This is a genomic window from Natrinema salaciae, from assembly GCF_900110865.1.
GTDB lineage: Archaea > Halobacteriota > Halobacteria > Halobacteriales > Natrialbaceae > Natrinema > Natrinema salaciae.
On the sequence record NZ_FOFD01000009.1, the window covers coordinates 16,105 to 31,549 of the forward strand.

A 15,445-nucleotide genomic window follows, 5' to 3' on the forward strand; every position below is an offset into this window, starting at 1 on the left:
TCGACCGACGAAACTAGCCCGACACTGATCGAAGCCGAAGCCGACGACCGCTACCGATCACTCGACGCTACGGAACGGTATTCGACGCAGCAGCGTGGTTCGGATCGATACGTCGGCCAGTGGCGGAATCGATCACTGGAGCGACGTCGTGCGTCTCCGTCGTGATCAACTCACGCGAATCGATCACGCGGTCAACACCGGTCGGTCGGCGTGTCGAACGACCCGTTCGGCGACGCTCCCGATCTTGCCGTGGCGCTCGTGACTCTGTCCCTGAAAGCCGATCACGATCAGGTCGGCGTCGATCTCGTCGGCCTTTTTGTAGATCTCTTCCCACGGCTGCCCGTGGCAAACGGTCGAGGTACAGTCGATCCCGACGTTGTCCGCGCGATCGGCGAGCTCCTCGAGCATCGCCGCTCCCTGTTCCTCGAGTCTCTCGAGAACGATTTCGGCGCTACTTAGCGCGGGTTCGCCGTACCGGTGGGTCTCGACGCAGTACATCGCGTGAACGTCGGCCTCGTACATGTCGGCCAGTTCCAGCGTGTGTTCGACCGCGCGGTTCGCCGGATCGCTCCCGTCGGTCGGAACGAGTATCGTGTCGTACATCGGGTACTGGTATCGACATCGAAAGCAGCTAAATAGTTCATACTCGAATGGTTGACACGTCGGTACGGACGGTCCGCAACTCGAAATCAGCGGTTCTCGTTTCGGTCCGTGGTTCAGGCCGTAATCACCGGTCGATCGACGTACCTGACGACTCGTTCTGCCGTACTTCCGATCTCGCTGCCGGCCCCGAGCCCGCGGTTGCCAATCACGAGCAGATCGGCATCGATCTCCTCGGCGTACGCGTCGATCTGGTCGTGAGGACGGCCGTTACGGATCTCGGTCGTCACGGCGATGTCGGCTCGCGCTTCGGTATCCCGCAGGAGGTCCATCGCCTGCGCTTCCAGATCCGCGACGGCCGTCTCCGAGTCCGTGAGCATCGACTCTCCGTACCGACGGGTATCGACGACGTAGATCACGTGGAGGTCGGCATCGAACGTCGACGCGAGGTCGAGTGCGTGGTCGACCGCACGGTGCGCTGGCTCGCTTCCATCCGTCGCGGCGAGTATCGTCTCGTACATGCCGTGACTGATTCACCACCGACCGAGATATATAATTAACAGGCGTGGCGGGACGCCGGAGCGGTCGTCGGCGACCAAGGTGTAATCCGCGATCCGATCGGCTGGCCGTCACCGATCGTCGAGTACCCGCCCATCGTGTCGGTCCCAGTGACGTATCCTATCGGACGTAGGCGGCCACCGCTGCGACGAACAGGGCTGCGTGCCAGACGATCACCGACGCCGCGACCCGCGAATCCGTCGCTGGCAGGGGCGGGTTCCGGAATACCACGTCGTATACTAGAAGCGTCGCGACGAGCGCCCCGACGAAGAGACCGGTCGTAACCCCGAGGGCGGTCGCGACACCGAGCAGTGCTCCCCCGAGGATACTCCCCGCGATGCCCACGATGACCCTGTCGTAGTAGTCGAGTATTGGTGATCGCCTCTCGTCGGAAGTAGTCTCTCGACGGAAAAACGGCACACGATAGTTCCCGTCGTTCGGGAACCGGGTCGAACGACCACGGGACGGAGACCCGTTCGATCACGTTGCTCGCCGAGGACACGTGCGACGTGCCGATCGGAGGCGCGCGCTACTGTTCCGTGTCGCCGCGAACTACCGTGACGGTTACCGGCGAGCGACGGACGACCATCTCGGCGACGCTCCCGATCAGCAGCCGGGTCACCCCCGTTCGACCGTGACTGCCCATGACGATCTGATCGACCTCGTGGTCTTCGGCGTAGTCGACGATCTCGCGCGCAGGTTCGCCGACCGCACGTTCGGTCTCGAGAGTCACGTCGGAGTCGGCCGCCAGTTCGCGGGCGTCGTCGAAGATGCGCTCCTCCTCCTCGCCCGCCCGCTCGTACCACTCGTCGGAGCCGTGGCGCGGTTCGTTTCGAACGTCGACCTCGGTCGCGGAACTGTACCCCGGGTCCGTCGGATCGAGGACGTGAAGCGCGACGATCGAGACGTCCTCGTACTCTTCGAGGGCGAACTCGAGCGCTTGCTTCGATAGCGGTGAGTCATCCAGGGGAACGAGCAAGTGGCGAGACATCGGCCATCCATACGTCGCGGAGCGTCAAAATACTATCCGGCAGCGAGGTCCGGTCTCCCGGATCGCGTTCGTCGCTTCGCCGTCGATCCCGGAACTGAGAACCCTCGTCCGGCGATCGGACGTGAGGGGACGGCCGACCCGGGTTCCTCCGGAAGCCGGAGCGTCGCCGTTCGACAGTCCCCAGTACCGCCGTCGTTCGATAGCGACCGGACGCCGTCCGGATCACTGGCGTATTTGTGTCCGGTGTTCGAATAGGTTCTATGAACGGTCAGGCGAACGCCGTCAGAACGACCCGCGACCAATGATGGGATACTACGCTCGGTTTCTGCAGGTAGTCGTACGCTTCCTCCCCTTCGCGATCGCGTTCCTCAGGGATCGCCGGCGGTTCCTGTTGTTCGGGCCGTCTCGCGGCACTTCGACCACGGTGCATCGTGATCGCGCCGAACGGCTCACCGAGACGATGCTCGATCTCGGGCCTGCGTTTATCAAGGTCGGACAGGTGCTCTCGACGCGACCCGACATCGTCCCGCCGACGTACGTCGACGCGTTCGGGACGCTACAGGACGAAGTTCCCGAGGACGCGGGCGGTGATCCGCTGACCGTCGTCGACGACGAACTCGGCGACGACATCGATCTCGAGACGATCGAACCGGTCGCCGGGGGATCGCTCGCGTTCGTCTACACCGCCGAGTACGAGGGCGAACGGATTGCCCTGAAAGTTCAACGACCGGGAATCGCGGCGATCGTCAAACGGGACCTGCGAGTTATCGGCGGACTCGTGCCGCTGCTCGCGGCGTTCGCCGACGAGCGACAGCGATACTCGCTCGAGAACGTCGCCGACGACTTCGAGAAGATCATCCTCGAGGAACTGGATTTCCGCCGCGAAGCGTCGATCATGGCGGAGATCGAGGCCAACTTGGCGGAGATCGATCGCGTCGTGGTCCCGTCGGTCTATCCGGAACTGTGCTCCGAACGCGTGGTGGCGATGGAGCACGTCGACGGCGAGAAGATAACCGACGAGCGAGCCCTCGACGATGCCGGCGTCGAACCCGGCGACATGGCGACGCTCGTCGCCCGAACCTATCTCAAGATGAGCCTCGTCGACGGCGTCTTCCACGCCGACCCCCATCCCGGAAACCTCGCAGTGACCGACGCGGGGCGGCTGGTCATCTACGACTACGGGATGAGCCAGCGACTGCGTCCACAGGAACAGGACGATATCACGCGCCTCTATCGCACCCTCGTCCGCCGTGACGTCGACGGGCTTCTGAACGCGCTCGTCGCACTCGAGGTCCTCGAACCGACGGTCGATCGCGTCGCGGCTCGACAGGTCCTCGAACTGATGATTGAGAACCTCGAAGGACGGTCCGACATCACCTGGCGGTCGATCGTTACCGAGTTGTTCTCGCGACTCCACGGATTTCCGTTTCGCATCCCGCCGAACGTGATGCTGCTCGTTCGCGCCGGCACGGTCGGTGAAGGCGTCTGTCGAAGTCTCGATCCGGAGTTCGATTTCATCGCCGCCACGCGGTCGTTTCTCGTGGACTACGGGTTCATCGAAAGCGAGTTCGAGGCGGCCGTCGAAGACGTACGCGCCGATCTCCGCGAGTCGGCGCTGGTGCTCGCGCGAGCGCCCGCCCGGTTCGATGCCGTCTTCGGACAACTCGAGCGGGGCGAACTCGTCGTCAGAACCGACCCGGTCGACCGGCCGCGCGGCGGCGATCCGGCGGTCGGCTACGCGATCGTGGCCGGGTCCTTGTTCGTCGCGGCTGCCGTGCTGACGTTCCACGAACTGCCCCTCGAACTCGTTGGCGCGTCGCTCGGACTCGTCTTTCTCGGCTTGTACGTTCGCCGGCGCTGGTCCGACTGAGAGATCGTCGACAGCGATCGGCACCGTTGCTGCCCGTCGAACCCGTCCCTCAGCCACCGAGTGCGCAAGTAGTTTCTTCCGAGAGAAGCGCCTCTAACGGCACGATGACTCGATTCACCGATTGGATCGGCACCTCGAGCGGCCCGGACGGGACGGAACCGCGGGCGAAGCCGGGCGGCCGGGCACCGCGTCGCCTGGCGCTATCGGCTGCCGTCGTCCTCGCCGTCGGTCTGGCGGTCGACGCCGAGAGGCGGTACAGCTTCCAGCGACAGATCGACGACCGGGTGAGCGAACTCCTCGCGGACGCCCGTTCGGAGCCACAGGGCAGGACGCGATACACGAGCACGGACGTCGACGGACTGCCGGCGCCCGTCGCCCGATACTTCCGGACGGTTCTCGAGGACGGCCAACGGCCCGTCCGGACGGTTCGACTCCGCCAGCGCGGCGAGTTTCGTCTCGGCGATCGGGACGGGGCGTGGCGGCCGTTCGAGGCGATACAGCACGTCGCGACGCGGCCGCCCGGCTTCGTCTGGGATGCCGAAATCGACGTCGCGCCGCTGCTCTCGGTTCGGGTCCTCAACCGGTACGCGCGCGGCGAGGGACTGCTGCGAGCGAAGCTTCGGTCGACGATCCCGGTTGCCAGTGCCGGTCCGTCCCCGGAGATGAACGAAGGAGAACTCGTCCGGTACCTCGCCGAGGCCGTGTGGTACCCCACCGCCCTCCTGCCCGCCCACGGCGTCGAGTGGGAGCCGATCGACGATCGAACGGCGAAAGCGACGCTCGAACACCGGGAAGTGACGGCGTCGCTCGTCTTCCACTTCGACGATCGGAACGAAGTCGACCGTGTGACGACCGAGCGCTATCGACAGGAGACGGATTCGACCGCGCCCTGGATCGGCCGCTTTCGAGACTACGAGAGCCAAAACGGGCGGCGGATTCCGACCCGGGCGACGGTCGGGTGGGCGCTCCCGGACGGCGACCTGCCGTACTGGCGAGCGACGATCGACGCGATCGAACACGACGATGTCGACGACGAAACGCGCTGAACAGCTCGGTATCGGATCAGGTCACCGTTCCCGGACCCGCGACCGCGGCCGATCGACTCCCGGACGAACCGCCGAAAGGGACGCTATTCCGGGCGGCTACTCGGCTCCATACACGAGGAGGACGAGAGCGAGGTTGATGAGCACGCCCGCCGCCCCCTTCTCCACCAGGAGATCGAATCCGCCGTCCCACATCGCGAGGAGGACGAGCGTCGAGAGAATCGCCGATCCCACGACGACCGGCGGCCACCACGATCGATCGAACGCGTACCCGAGGCCGCCGAGAACGAACCCCACCGTCACCGCGACGTACGCGACGCTGGCCAGCGAGAGGATCGTCCCCTCCGAGAGAAGCGACGAGAGGAGCCAGGAGTGGCCGTTCCACCCCATCTGATCCTCGACCTCGACCCACCCCTGACTCAACACGACGTACCACACGTGGACGACTCCGTGGAGGATCAGGAAGACGCCGCCGAAAACTCTAACCACGGTCGTTCTCCCCCGTTCGCAGTGGGCCGTGTGCAATCGCCCCCGGCACGTACAGCCAGACCCACAGCGCAAGCGAGAGAGTCGGGTCGATTCCCGAGCGGACATCGCGATCGATATGCATAGTCACTGTAGATGTGACATCGGCATAACCGTCGTCGTAATTCTCGCCGCTCGAGACCCAGATCCTCGAGTTCGGGCGAACGACCTCCGGCCGCGACGCGGCTTTCGAACCGTCCGAGGGGCGGTCGAGAGAACTCGAGGCGAATCTCGATCCGGTCGCGGTCGATTCACGCGGTCGGCGAGGGCTCCTGGCCCCGGCGTCGTCGTTCGTCCTCGACGTCGTCCCCCAGTCGGCCGCGGGTGAGCGCCACGAGCGCGAGGACGCCGACGAACAGGGCGGCTACCTGTACCGTCAGGAGCGTCGTGTACGTCGGACCGAAGACGAGTTCGTCCGCGAACGGCACTAGGTGGACCGTTCCGGTGTTGAACCCGCCGTGGAGCACCATCAGCAGGAGGACGCTCCCGGTGTGGTTGTAGAGCCAGGTGTAGAAAAACGAGTAGAGAACGATTCCCAGGGCCGTGAGCAGCACCATCCCACCCAGGACGATCGGGTCGGCGATCCCATGAGACGACCGCGGATCGACGAAAAACACCGGCAGGTGCCAGACCGCCCAGACGGTTCCGAGCAGGAGCGTCGCACCCAGCGGGCCGTACCGCTCCTGGAGACGGGGGAGCGCGAAGCCGCGCCACCCCGGTTCTTCGCCCAGGCCGGCGAGCAGCGTGAGGCCGACGAGCGTCGGGAGGTACGTCAGCAGCGGATCGGGCAACCGCGAGAGATCCGGAACGTACCCCAGCAGCGCGAATCCGGCGTCCGCGGCCCCGAAGATGACGATCGGGATCGCGATCGTCGCGGCCCACCAGCGCAGCGGGACGCGCCAGCGGGCGATGCGACCGGCCCACTCCCGGATCGACCCGCCGGTGTACCACAGGACGAGGCCGCCGGCGATCGCGGGCCCGAACTGGGCGACCAACAGATTCAGCCCGCCGAACGCGTCGTCGACGCCGAGTATCGAGGGAAGAAAGCCGAGCCACGAGATGGCGTAGGCGAGAACGAAGAACGAGACGACCGGGTGACGACCAACGCGGTCCCGGACGGTGCGCCGGTTCATGGACGGACAGTGATCGCGATCGGCGATAGCCTCGTCGATGATTCCCGTCGCGTGGACGCAATCGGCGGGTTTCCGCGTCCGTCAGACGAGTCGGTATCTCGATATGCGACGACGATCTACGTACTCGCATGGGCGATCGAGAAACTTCCCGACCGTCGGCGACCGAACCCGGCAGCGAGACGTCCGTGTGGGCCGCCCTCGAGAACCGACGCAACTTCGATGTCTGGGGGTTTCTGCTGTTTTCACACGGCTGGACGTGGTGCTGGTGGAGCGTTCCGATTCTCGCCGAGTGGCACGCCTTCCGGTTTCCGGGGATCGTCTTTCTGATCGTCGGCGGTCTCGGCGTCACGATCGGCGGCGTCGCTATGGCCTGGCTGGTCGGCGGCCGGACGGGGCTGGACGACCTGTGGCGACGCCTCGTCGACGTGCGACGGCTCCCGTTGCGGTGGTCACTGGTGGTGCTCGCGCTCTTTCCGGCGCTCGCACTGGTCGGTGCCGGCGTCGCGACCGTCGTCGACGGGGCAGCACAGCCGTTGAGCGCGGCTCCCCTGCAGGCTCTGCTCGGCGACCCGCTCGCGCTCGTGGCAACGCTGGCGATGATCTTCTTCCTCGGACCGTTCCACGAGGAGATCGGCTGGCGAGGGTACTGGCTCGATCGGCTGCAACTGCACTGGAGCGCGCTGACCGCCAGCCTCGTCCTCGGCGTCGCGTGGGCGGTCTGGCACGCGCCGCTGTTCCTGATGGTCGGGTACTTCAGCAGCTGGGACTTCGCTCCGGAGCCCGTCTGGTTCGCCTTCAACATCCTCGTCGGCTCCGTCCTCTATACCTGGCTGTACAACAACGCGAACCGCAGCGTCCTCGCGGTGATCCTGTTTCACTTCGTCGGGAACGCGACCGGGCAGCTCCTCGAGCTCTCGCCGGCGGCGGACCGGTATCAGACGATCGTTACGACGGGACTCGTCCTCGTCGTCCTGCTCTGGTGGGGGGCGAGCGATCTCCGTCGCGGAGCGGAGCGCCCGCGTCCGCCGTACTGAGCTCGTCGAAAACGGGATCAGAACGCGCTCGCGACGTGTTCGCGCAGCGCCGCCGTCGCGAGCGAGCCGGTCACGTGGCCCTTCTCGAGGGTCGAAACGGGCAGTCCCTCGTCGCTCGGCCACTGTCGATCGAGCTCGATGGTCCGATCGTTCACTCGTCGTTGACGGTTCGCACTGACGTCACCGGAGTGGATGTGATGCAGGACATGACCGGCACTGTTAATAAATTCGAGATCGAACGGTCGCGTATGAGTCTGTACGAGGCCTCGTTTCGGTTAAAACACGAGTGTCCCTACCGGGAGATCTCGGAGCGGTATCCGGACCTCACGATTCGCGAGTGGTACCTGAGCGACTGTCAGGTCCTCGAGATCAGCTCTGCAGGGGCGCCGACCGACGAGTTGCTCGAGGAGATCGAGGAGATCGGAACGGTCCTCCACGAGTCGGTCGACGACTCGGGTCTCCACGTCGTCACCCAGTCCTGTCTCTGCTCGCTCGAGGGGTCGATTCTGGAGCGGTTCGAAGAACACGATTGCCTCTACCAGCCGCCGACGATCCACCGGCAGGGGTGGGAACACTACACGGTGATCGCGTTCGACGAATCCGACGTCCGGGCCCTGCTTCGGGAGCTGGAGGCGGATCGAGATATCGAACTGCTCTCCAAGACTGCCATCGCGGAGCAAGCGATCCCGCACAGCATGCTGGCACCGGTCGATCAGTTGTTCGAGGATCTCACCGACCGGCAGCTGGCGGCGTTACAGCTGGCGCTGGAGCACGGCTACTACGAACAGCCACGAGGGACGTCACTCCGAGAACTGGCGTCGCAGACGTCCGTCGCCCGCTCGACCTACGAGGAACACCTCCGGAAGGCGGAGAACAAGCTCATGGCGAACGCCGGCACGTACCTGCGGCTGGTGACGTCGGGAAGTGGGGCGGATCCGCTGGGTACGGGTCGGGCGGAGCCGTCCGAACAGCACGCAGACTGACCGCTCGAGCGTCCGCCCACGTTTCTGTCGGCCCGCGTCGCTGTCGACGACGTCCCATGCGATCGGTGAACGGATGCGACGATCGCATTCGAGCAGGCAGTCAGTACGATCTGGCGAGACAGCCACCGAAACGTTCATTTAGTGTTGGGTGCGTACCGTAGACCGAGATAAGTATGAAGAATCGGATCAATACGTCTGTTACATTGTACGAATGTATGGTATGTGGGGCGCGGGCGAAGGCCCCCCGTTCGATGGGCTGTCCGAACTGCGGCGGCGAGATGCAGAATCTCGGCAATTCTCGAGAGTGATGCGACTCGGCGGGAGGTACTCCCACGCGGACCGCAGTCGCTCGAGCGGACCGAGCGAGAGGTCCGCGGGTTCGGCGACCGACGTGGGGAATCGGCTGCGAACCATACCGGTACGCCGCCGGCCAGTCTGAAACCCATACCCCGGGGTCCCGCGAGGAGGAAACGACGGGCAACCCTATCACCGTCTTCGGCGCGAGACACCGGCGGACGAGACGACCGGTTCGACGCGCCGGTCGTCGGCCCCACTCTTCATGCTGTTCGCGGACGTTCGTCACGTATGGATCACGTCGAGTATGTCTACACGATCGGAATGTCCGACGAAGAGGTGCGAGAGCACCTCGAGCGCGTCGATACCGGGGTACTCGCGCTCGCGGCCGACGATGACGCGTACGCGATTCCCGTCGCCCACCACTACGACTCGGGCTCGCTCTACGTTCGACTGTCGACCGACGGCTCGAGCGAAAAGCGCTCGTACCTCGAGCACACGGAAACCGCGTGCCTTACGATGTACGACGTCAGCGCGTCCGGCGACTCCTGGAGCATCGTCGCCACCGGGCCGCTCCGGAAACTGACCGGACGGGAGCGGGCGCAGTTCGACGACACGGCGGTCAACGAGTCGTTCCTCGATCTTCGAATCTTCGACGAGGACGTCGCAGCGGTCGACCTCGAGATCTACGAACTGGAGGCAGAGTCGATCACCGGCCGGCGGACCGCCGACTGACGTGATCGGTTTGACGGCACCGTCCCCTCCAGGGGCTGCCGTTCGGCTGTGCGCTTGCGTTCACGCGTGGTTCGCGGCGGACGGCGAATCGAGGCCATCAACGTACGTGTACTGCCGTCGCAGTGGGTCGGAGAGACGAGACAGATGACACGACCAACCTTCTCGAGCGGGACCGACTCGTCGATGCTGATCGACCGCTACGTGCCCGACTACGACGTCACGGCGATCCGGCACGCGGTCGTCGACGCCGATCCAGAAACGACGTACGAGGCGATGCTCGACGCCGACCTGCTGGACACCGGACCGATCGTCCGCGCTCTCGGAGCGCTTCGAAACGCGCCGATGGCGATTGCACGCCGAACTCGAGGACCACCCGGTGCGTCGCCGCCCGAGCGGCTGCGGTTCGCCGACGTCCCGGAGACCGACGAGTGGACGCTGCTCGACGAGGCACGGGGCGAGGAGTTCGTCTTCGGTGCGGTCGGAACATTCTGGCGACCGGCGATCGAGTGGCGACGAGTGGGAGCCGACGAGTTCTCGGCGTTCGACGAGCCCGGGTACGCCAAACTCGCGATCGGACTCTCCGTCCGGCCGTACGGCGAGGGGCGGACGCTGCTGTCCTACGAGGCGCGCACCGCGACGACCGACGACCGGGCCCGCCGGAACTTCCGACGGTACTGGCGCGTCATCGGTCCGTTCGCGGGCTACCTGATGTCACGCGCGCTCGAGTGCATCGCAGCCGACGCGGAAGCGAGCGCGAGTCGCCGCCCGCCGGAGACGAAAGCGGAGACGGCCTCCGGCACCGAAGACGGACCTCGTGGCCGCTCGAACGGACCCGCCCGAGGGCGAGGCGTCGTCGCGGCGGTCGCGCTCCTCGCCGCGGCCGCGTACCACGTCGCGATACGGCCCTGACACCGTCGCTGGGGCACGACCGAGGCGGAAGCGCGAGGGCCGCTCCCGAGCGACGACCTCCTCCCGGACGCGACGGACCAGGTCACCCACGCGATCGAGATCGACGCCCCCGCCGAGTCGGTCTGGCCGTGGCTCGTCCAACTCGGACAGGGTCGCGGCGGCTTCTACAGCTACGACTGGCTCGAGCGGGCCGTCGGTGCCGACATCCGGAACGTCGACCGGATCGTTCCGGCGTACCAGGACCTCGCGGAGGGCGACGTGGTCAGATTGGTACCCGAGGACGATCCCGTCGCCGCGCCCGAATCGGCGCCGGAAGTCGTCCGTCTGGACCCCGGCCGAGCGCTCGTCTTCGGGCCGCCCGGCGATTCGCCGGCGTGGACGTGGGCGTTCGTCCTCGAGCGGGTCGACGAGGGGACGACGCGGCTGCTCGCTCGCACGCGGTCGGTCCCGAGTCGGTCGTCGATCGGACCGCGGGCTGCCCACCCGATACTCGGCGAGGCGCTCGACTACCTCTTCTGGGAACCCGCGCATTTCGTCATGGAGCGGAAGATGCTCCGGGGGATCAAACGCCGCGCGGAACGAGCAGACCGAACGGAACCCACCACGACGGTGTGACGTGGCGGGCCGAACGCGCGTTCCGCCGGCCCGGTTCGTGGCGCGACCCGAACCGAGAGCCACCCGTCGTCACCCGGGCAGGAACAGGTTCAGAATCGCGACGACGATCCCTGCGAGCCCCATTCTGACGCCGGCGACGATCCAGTTCTGTTTCGAAATCGAGCCAAGATATGCACCGAACATGAACAGGACGGCGACGCCGACTGCGATGGCGATCAGCGTCGCACCGAGCATGGAGACGGCGTCGCCCTCGGCGAGAAACGGCACCAGCGGTAGGACGATCCCGATGAGCGGTCCGATCCCGCTCGCGATCGCGTTGATCTTGCGAGCGCCCGCCCGCCGCTGCTGGACCGCCGTCTCGTCGAGGTCGGTCAGCATCGCCTGCTCGAGCGCCAGCAGTTCGGCCTGTTTCTCGGCGCGTTCGATCTCCCAGACGCTCCAGACGCCGGACGTCCCTAACCCGACGGCCGCGCCGAGGCCGATCGTGATTACCGTGAGACCGTCCGAGACGCCCGACAGATAGGCGCCGACGACGACGCCGATGCTCGTCAGCGTCCCGTCGAACCCGTTGGAGATGAAGTACCGCCGCGAGATCGACCTGACGTCGTCGTCCTCGAGGAGGTCGCGGATAGAGCTCACGCGTCGCCTCCGGTCAGCGGTCCTGCGGCGTGCCGCTCTGTTCGACGACGCGGTCGCCGCAGACGACCTGATCGATCGAGTGCACCGTCCCCCCGAGGTCGACGAGCGCCTCCTCGAGGGCGGTCGCGTCGATCCCGTCCCCCTCGACCGTGAATTTGAGGTTCTGCACCTTCCGATCCGTCTCGATCAGCATGACGTTGACGGCCTCGACGCCCGAGCAATCGGCGGCGGTGTCCGCGAACTCGAGGATGTCCGGCTCCTGTGGCTTCATCACGTCGAGGACGAGTCGTCGTATCGATTGTGACATAACCGTATGCTCTCGCTCGAGGACTTTAGTGTCGGGGACGATACCCTGCATCCGCGACACTCACCCTATTCGCGGACGTTCGGCCGCACCTCCTCGGCAGTTCGAGCCTCGCGCCACCAGACGAGCTCGAATCCGATGCTCCGTTTCGCCTCGGTATCCCCGCCGACCAGTTCGACTCGCCTTCCAGCTCGAAGGTGACGGGATCGGACGGGTTCAACAGGACGTCGCTCCCGCCGAGTTCGAGCGTCACGTCGCCGCCGTCGAGCTGGTCGGCGAGGTCCCGGAGGAAGCTGGCGATTTCGGACCGCGATCGCTGGTCTTCGGTCTCGAGTTCTCCCAGACTACTGCGACGGCGAAGAGCGCCTTATAGGAGCGGGGACGAGTCGAGTCGCACCACCGTCCGCGTCTTCCGCGGCGATCGAACGGTCACCACTCGAGTCGCCTGACGAGTGCAGCGACCGCGACGTAGGCGGGCAGACACACCACGAGCACGACGCCGACGAGCGCCCAGTCCGCCGGCCCGAGCGGAACGGTCCCGAAATATCGGTTGAGCGGCGTGTACAGCACCGCGAGCTGGAGCGCGATCGAGGTCGCGACGGCGGCCGCGAGCCACGGATTCGACAGCGTCGGCGTCTCGCGAAGCCAGCGGATGACGTAGAGCTTCGCGAACTCGAGGAAGACGAACGCGGTAAAGACCACGGTCATCGCGTACGCCGTCACCGCGGTCGCCCCCTCGAGCGTGTAGAACATGAGCGCGAGCGTGACGACCGTCGTGACGGTCCCGGTCCCGCCGATCAGTCCGAGCATGGGACGGCTGATGATCCCCCGATCGGGATCGCGCGGCGGTCGATCCATCACGTCGCCGCTTTCGGGATCGGCGCCCAGCGCCAGCGCCGGTAGCCCGTCGGTCAGGAGATTGATCCACAGCAGTTGCACGGCCGGCAGGATGAGATAGCCGTACAGTGAAGCGACGAAGACGATCGCCACCTCTGCGACGTTCGCGCTGAGGAGGTACGCGACGAACTTCCAGATGTTGTCGAAGATCGCCCGGCCGCGTTCGACGGCTCGTTCCATCGTCGCGTAGTTGTCGTCCAGCAGGACGATGTCCGAGGCCTGCCTGGCGACGTCCGTCCCGCGAACCCCCATCGCGACGCCGACGTCGGCGTTCTTCAGCGCCGGCGCGTCGTTGACGCCGTCGCCGGTCATCGCGACGTCGTTCCCCCGCGCCTGCAACGCCTGCAGAATACGGACCTTGTGTTCGGGCGACGTCCGCGCGAAGACATCGACGGACGCGACGCGCTCGCGGAGCGTCTCGTCGTCCATCCGTTCGATCGACCGCCCCTCGAGCACCTCGGTTCCGATCCCCAGCGACTCCGCGATCGCCCGCGCGGTTCGGACGTTGTCGCCGGTGACCATCTTCACCGCGATCCCCGCGCGCCGCGTCACCGCGATCGCGTCGGCGACCTCCTCGCGGGGCGGATCGAGCATTCCGGTCAGGCCGACGAACGTGAGGTCGCCAGCGAGGTCGCCAGCGTCGGACGGATCGTCGCGATAGGCCATCGCCAGCACGCGGAGCGCGTCGTCGCCGAACTCCCGAACCGTCGTCTCGATTCGGTCACGCCGATCGTCGGTCAGGGGCTTCGGCCCGTCGGCGGTCAGAATCCGATCACAGTTCTCCACGACGACCTCCGGTGCGCCCTTGACGTAGCCGACGCCGTCGTGGACGGTCCCCATCCACTTGCGTTCGGAGGAGAACGCCACCTCGTCGGTCCGTGGGTTCGCGTCCCGGAGCCGGTCGACGTCGAGGCCGCGGCGATCGGCCGCGTCGACCAACGCCAGTTCTGTGGGATCACCGTCGTCGTCCGCGAGCGTCGCATCGTTACAGAGCGCGCCGATCCGCAGGAGCAGTTCCTCGCGGTTGGAGCCGACGTCCGGGTCGGGCTCGCTCGAGTCGAGTTCGATCACGGCGTCGTTCACCCAGAGCGTGCTGACGGTCATCTGGCCTTTCGTGAGCGTCCCCGTCTTGTCGGTGCAGACGACGTCGACGGCACCCAGCGCCTCGACCGCCGGGAGCCGCCTGACGAGCGCGTTCTCGTCGGACATCGAGCGCACGCCGAGCGCGAGCGTGAGCGTGACGACGGCCGGTAACCCCTCGGGAATCGCCGCGACGGCCAGCGACACCGCGGTCAGTGCGGCCTGAACCGCGGTCGTTCCGCGCAGGAGCAACAGCGGTGCGACCAGCGCCGAGAGGGCGAGCACGCCGAGTCCGAGCGTGCGACCCAGTTCGTCGAGTTCGTCCTGCAGGGGCGTCCGCGTCTCCTCGGTCATGGCGAGTTCCCGAGCGATCGCGCCGACCTCGGTCTCCATCCCCGTTCCGGTGACGACCGCGACACCCTTCCCGCGCGTGACGCTGGTCCCGTTGTACACCATACTCGTTCGCTCCGCGAGGGGCGTCTCCGGCCCGACCGGCGCTGCGGACTTCGCGACCGGAACGCTCTCGCCGGTCAGCGCCGCCTCGTCGACCTCGAGGTCGGTCGCCTCGAGCAGTCGGCCGTCCGCGGGGACGACGTCGCCGCCGCGCAACAGGAGGACGTCGCCGGGAACGAGTGCCGTGGCGTCGACCGCACGAACCTCGCCGCTCCGTCGAACCGTCGCCGTCGGGGCGGCCAGTTCGCGCAGCGACTCGAGGCTCCGCTCGGCCCGGTAGTCCTGGACGAATCCGAAGACGCCGTTGGCGACCACGATGATCGCGATCAGGACTGCGTCGACGACGTGCCCCGCCCAGATCGAGAGGCCGGCCGCGGCCAACAGAACCCAGATCAGGGCGCTGTCGAACTGCGCGACGAAAATGTCGATCGGCGATCGCCCGCCCGCTCGAACGATGTCGTTCTCGCCGTGTTCTTCGCGTCGTCGTCGGACCTCGTCGTCCGTCAGTCCGTCGCGTCGCGACTCGACTGCCGCTACGACGCGTTCGGCCGGCTCTTCGTGTGAGCTACCGGACACTGCTCGGTTTTCCAGCCGAAACGCCATAGGTGTATGTGTCAGTTCGATCCCGGCAATGTGACGGGCGGATACGTATCCGATCGACGCGGGGCGGCCACACCAGCGGGCAGTCTCGCATGCAGGACGCCACCGGCCCGCGTATCGGGCGGTCGGGACCGCTCGTACGTTCCGCGAAGCGGTCGAAGCAGCGGAGACTGCGGTGGAAA

Annotated in this window: 20 protein-coding genes; 8 read left to right on the forward strand and 12 right to left on the reverse strand. The window is 66.4% G+C overall.

Features of this window, described 5'->3' with window-relative positions:
* Positions 1-183: 183 nt before the first annotated feature.
* The 4 genes from BMX07_RS22465 to BMX07_RS22480 form a co-directional block, all read right to left on the reverse strand.
* A complete protein-coding gene (locus BMX07_RS22465; protein WP_090622970.1) occupies positions 184-603 on the reverse strand; it encodes a universal stress protein in 420 nt (139 codons plus the stop codon).
* A 113-nt stretch (positions 604-716) separates the two neighbouring features.
* Positions 717-1,121 (reverse strand): universal stress protein, encoded by a 405-nt coding sequence (locus BMX07_RS22470; RefSeq protein ID WP_090622974.1) that lies wholly within the window; start codon positions 1,119-1,121, stop codon positions 717-719.
* 157 nt (positions 1,122-1,278) lie between these two features.
* A complete protein-coding gene (locus BMX07_RS22475; RefSeq protein WP_394328404.1) occupies positions 1,279-1,578 on the reverse strand; it encodes a DUF8015 family protein in 300 nt (99 codons plus the stop codon).
* Between the two features lie 109 nt (positions 1,579-1,687).
* Positions 1,688-2,149, reverse strand: a complete 462-nt coding sequence (locus BMX07_RS22480; protein WP_090622977.1) for a universal stress protein — start codon at positions 2,147-2,149, stop codon at positions 1,688-1,690.
* 301 nt (positions 2,150-2,450) lie between these two features.
* On the opposite strand from BMX07_RS22480, the gene BMX07_RS22490 reads away from it, so the two are divergent.
* Complete coding sequence (locus BMX07_RS22490) at positions 2,451-4,019, forward strand: ABC1 kinase family protein (protein WP_090622985.1); 1,569 nt, start codon at positions 2,451-2,453, stop codon at positions 4,017-4,019.
* Between the two features lie 104 nt (positions 4,020-4,123).
* Positions 4,124-5,065: a DUF6920 family protein gene (locus tag BMX07_RS22495; protein WP_245742196.1), complete on the forward strand. Its 942-nt coding sequence runs from the start codon at positions 4,124-4,126 to the stop codon at positions 5,063-5,065.
* A 96-nt stretch (positions 5,066-5,161) separates the two neighbouring features.
* Here the strand turns inward: BMX07_RS22495 and BMX07_RS22500 are convergent, their stop codons facing one another.
* The 3 genes from BMX07_RS22500 to BMX07_RS22505 form a co-directional block, all read right to left on the reverse strand.
* Positions 5,162-5,551, reverse strand: coding sequence for a hypothetical protein (locus BMX07_RS22500; protein WP_090622988.1), 390 nt, complete (start codon positions 5,549-5,551; stop codon positions 5,162-5,164).
* Complete coding sequence (locus BMX07_RS25535; RefSeq protein ID WP_281246993.1) at positions 5,544-5,672, reverse strand: hypothetical protein; 129 nt, start codon at positions 5,670-5,672, stop codon at positions 5,544-5,546. Before BMX07_RS25535 ends, BMX07_RS22500 begins: the two co-directional genes overlap by 8 nt.
* Positions 5,673-5,838: 166 nt before the next feature.
* Positions 5,839-6,720 carry a CPBP family intramembrane glutamic endopeptidase gene (locus tag BMX07_RS22505; protein WP_090622992.1) on the reverse strand — a complete coding sequence of 294 codons (882 nt, stop codon included), beginning with the start codon at positions 6,718-6,720 and terminating at the stop codon, positions 5,839-5,841.
* 128 nt (positions 6,721-6,848) lie between these two features.
* Here BMX07_RS22505 and BMX07_RS22510 point away from each other — a divergent pair, with 128 nt between their 5' ends.
* On the forward strand, positions 6,849-7,754 hold the full coding sequence (locus tag BMX07_RS22510) for a CPBP family intramembrane glutamic endopeptidase (RefSeq protein WP_090622995.1): 906 nt from the start codon (positions 6,849-6,851) through the stop codon (positions 7,752-7,754).
* A gap of 17 nt (positions 7,755-7,771) precedes the next feature.
* Here the strand turns inward: BMX07_RS22510 and BMX07_RS24795 are convergent, their stop codons facing one another.
* A complete protein-coding gene (locus BMX07_RS24795) occupies positions 7,772-7,909 on the reverse strand; it encodes a hypothetical protein (protein ID WP_175480249.1) in 138 nt (45 codons plus the stop codon).
* 93 nt (positions 7,910-8,002) lie between these two features.
* Between BMX07_RS24795 and BMX07_RS22515 the strand changes: the two genes are divergently transcribed.
* The 5 genes from BMX07_RS22515 (at position 8,003) to BMX07_RS25360 (ending at position 11,290) form a co-directional block, all read left to right on the forward strand.
* Positions 8,003-8,737, forward strand: coding sequence for a helix-turn-helix domain-containing protein (locus BMX07_RS22515; protein ID WP_090622999.1), 735 nt, complete (start codon positions 8,003-8,005; stop codon positions 8,735-8,737).
* A gap of 173 nt (positions 8,738-8,910) precedes the next feature.
* Positions 8,911-9,045 carry a rubrerythrin-like domain-containing protein gene (locus BMX07_RS25735; protein ID WP_139210989.1) on the forward strand — a complete coding sequence of 45 codons (135 nt, stop codon included), beginning with the start codon at positions 8,911-8,913 and terminating at the stop codon, positions 9,043-9,045.
* Positions 9,046-9,322: 277 nt separating this feature from the next.
* Entirely contained in the window at positions 9,323-9,766 is a 444-nt protein-coding gene (locus tag BMX07_RS22520) for a pyridoxamine 5'-phosphate oxidase family protein (RefSeq protein WP_090623004.1), read from the forward strand.
* A gap of 144 nt (positions 9,767-9,910) precedes the next feature.
* Positions 9,911-10,675 carry a hypothetical protein gene (locus BMX07_RS25355; RefSeq protein ID WP_245742197.1) on the forward strand — a complete coding sequence of 255 codons (765 nt, stop codon included), beginning with the start codon at positions 9,911-9,913 and terminating at the stop codon, positions 10,673-10,675.
* A 258-nt stretch (positions 10,676-10,933) separates the two neighbouring features.
* Positions 10,934-11,290, forward strand: a complete 357-nt coding sequence (locus BMX07_RS25360; protein ID WP_245742198.1) for a hypothetical protein — start codon at positions 10,934-10,936, stop codon at positions 11,288-11,290.
* A gap of 69 nt (positions 11,291-11,359) precedes the next feature.
* On the opposite strand, the gene BMX07_RS22530 is transcribed toward BMX07_RS25360, so the two are convergent.
* The 4 genes from BMX07_RS22530 to BMX07_RS22545 form a co-directional block, all read right to left on the reverse strand.
* Positions 11,360-11,929 (reverse strand): VIT1/CCC1 transporter family protein, encoded by a 570-nt coding sequence (locus BMX07_RS22530; RefSeq protein WP_090623008.1) that lies wholly within the window; start codon positions 11,927-11,929, stop codon positions 11,360-11,362.
* Between the two features lie 13 nt (positions 11,930-11,942).
* Positions 11,943-12,236, reverse strand: a complete 294-nt coding sequence (locus tag BMX07_RS22535) for a DUF211 domain-containing protein (RefSeq protein ID WP_090623296.1) — start codon at positions 12,234-12,236, stop codon at positions 11,943-11,945.
* A gap of 25 nt (positions 12,237-12,261) precedes the next feature.
* Positions 12,262-12,576, reverse strand: a complete 315-nt coding sequence (locus tag BMX07_RS22540; protein ID WP_342708273.1) for an amphi-Trp domain-containing protein — start codon at positions 12,574-12,576, stop codon at positions 12,262-12,264.
* Positions 12,577-12,662: 86 nt separating this feature from the next.
* Positions 12,663-15,239 (reverse strand): cation-translocating P-type ATPase, encoded by a 2,577-nt coding sequence (locus tag BMX07_RS22545; protein WP_090623300.1) that lies wholly within the window; start codon positions 15,237-15,239, stop codon positions 12,663-12,665.
* Positions 15,240-15,445: the final 206 nt, after the last annotated feature.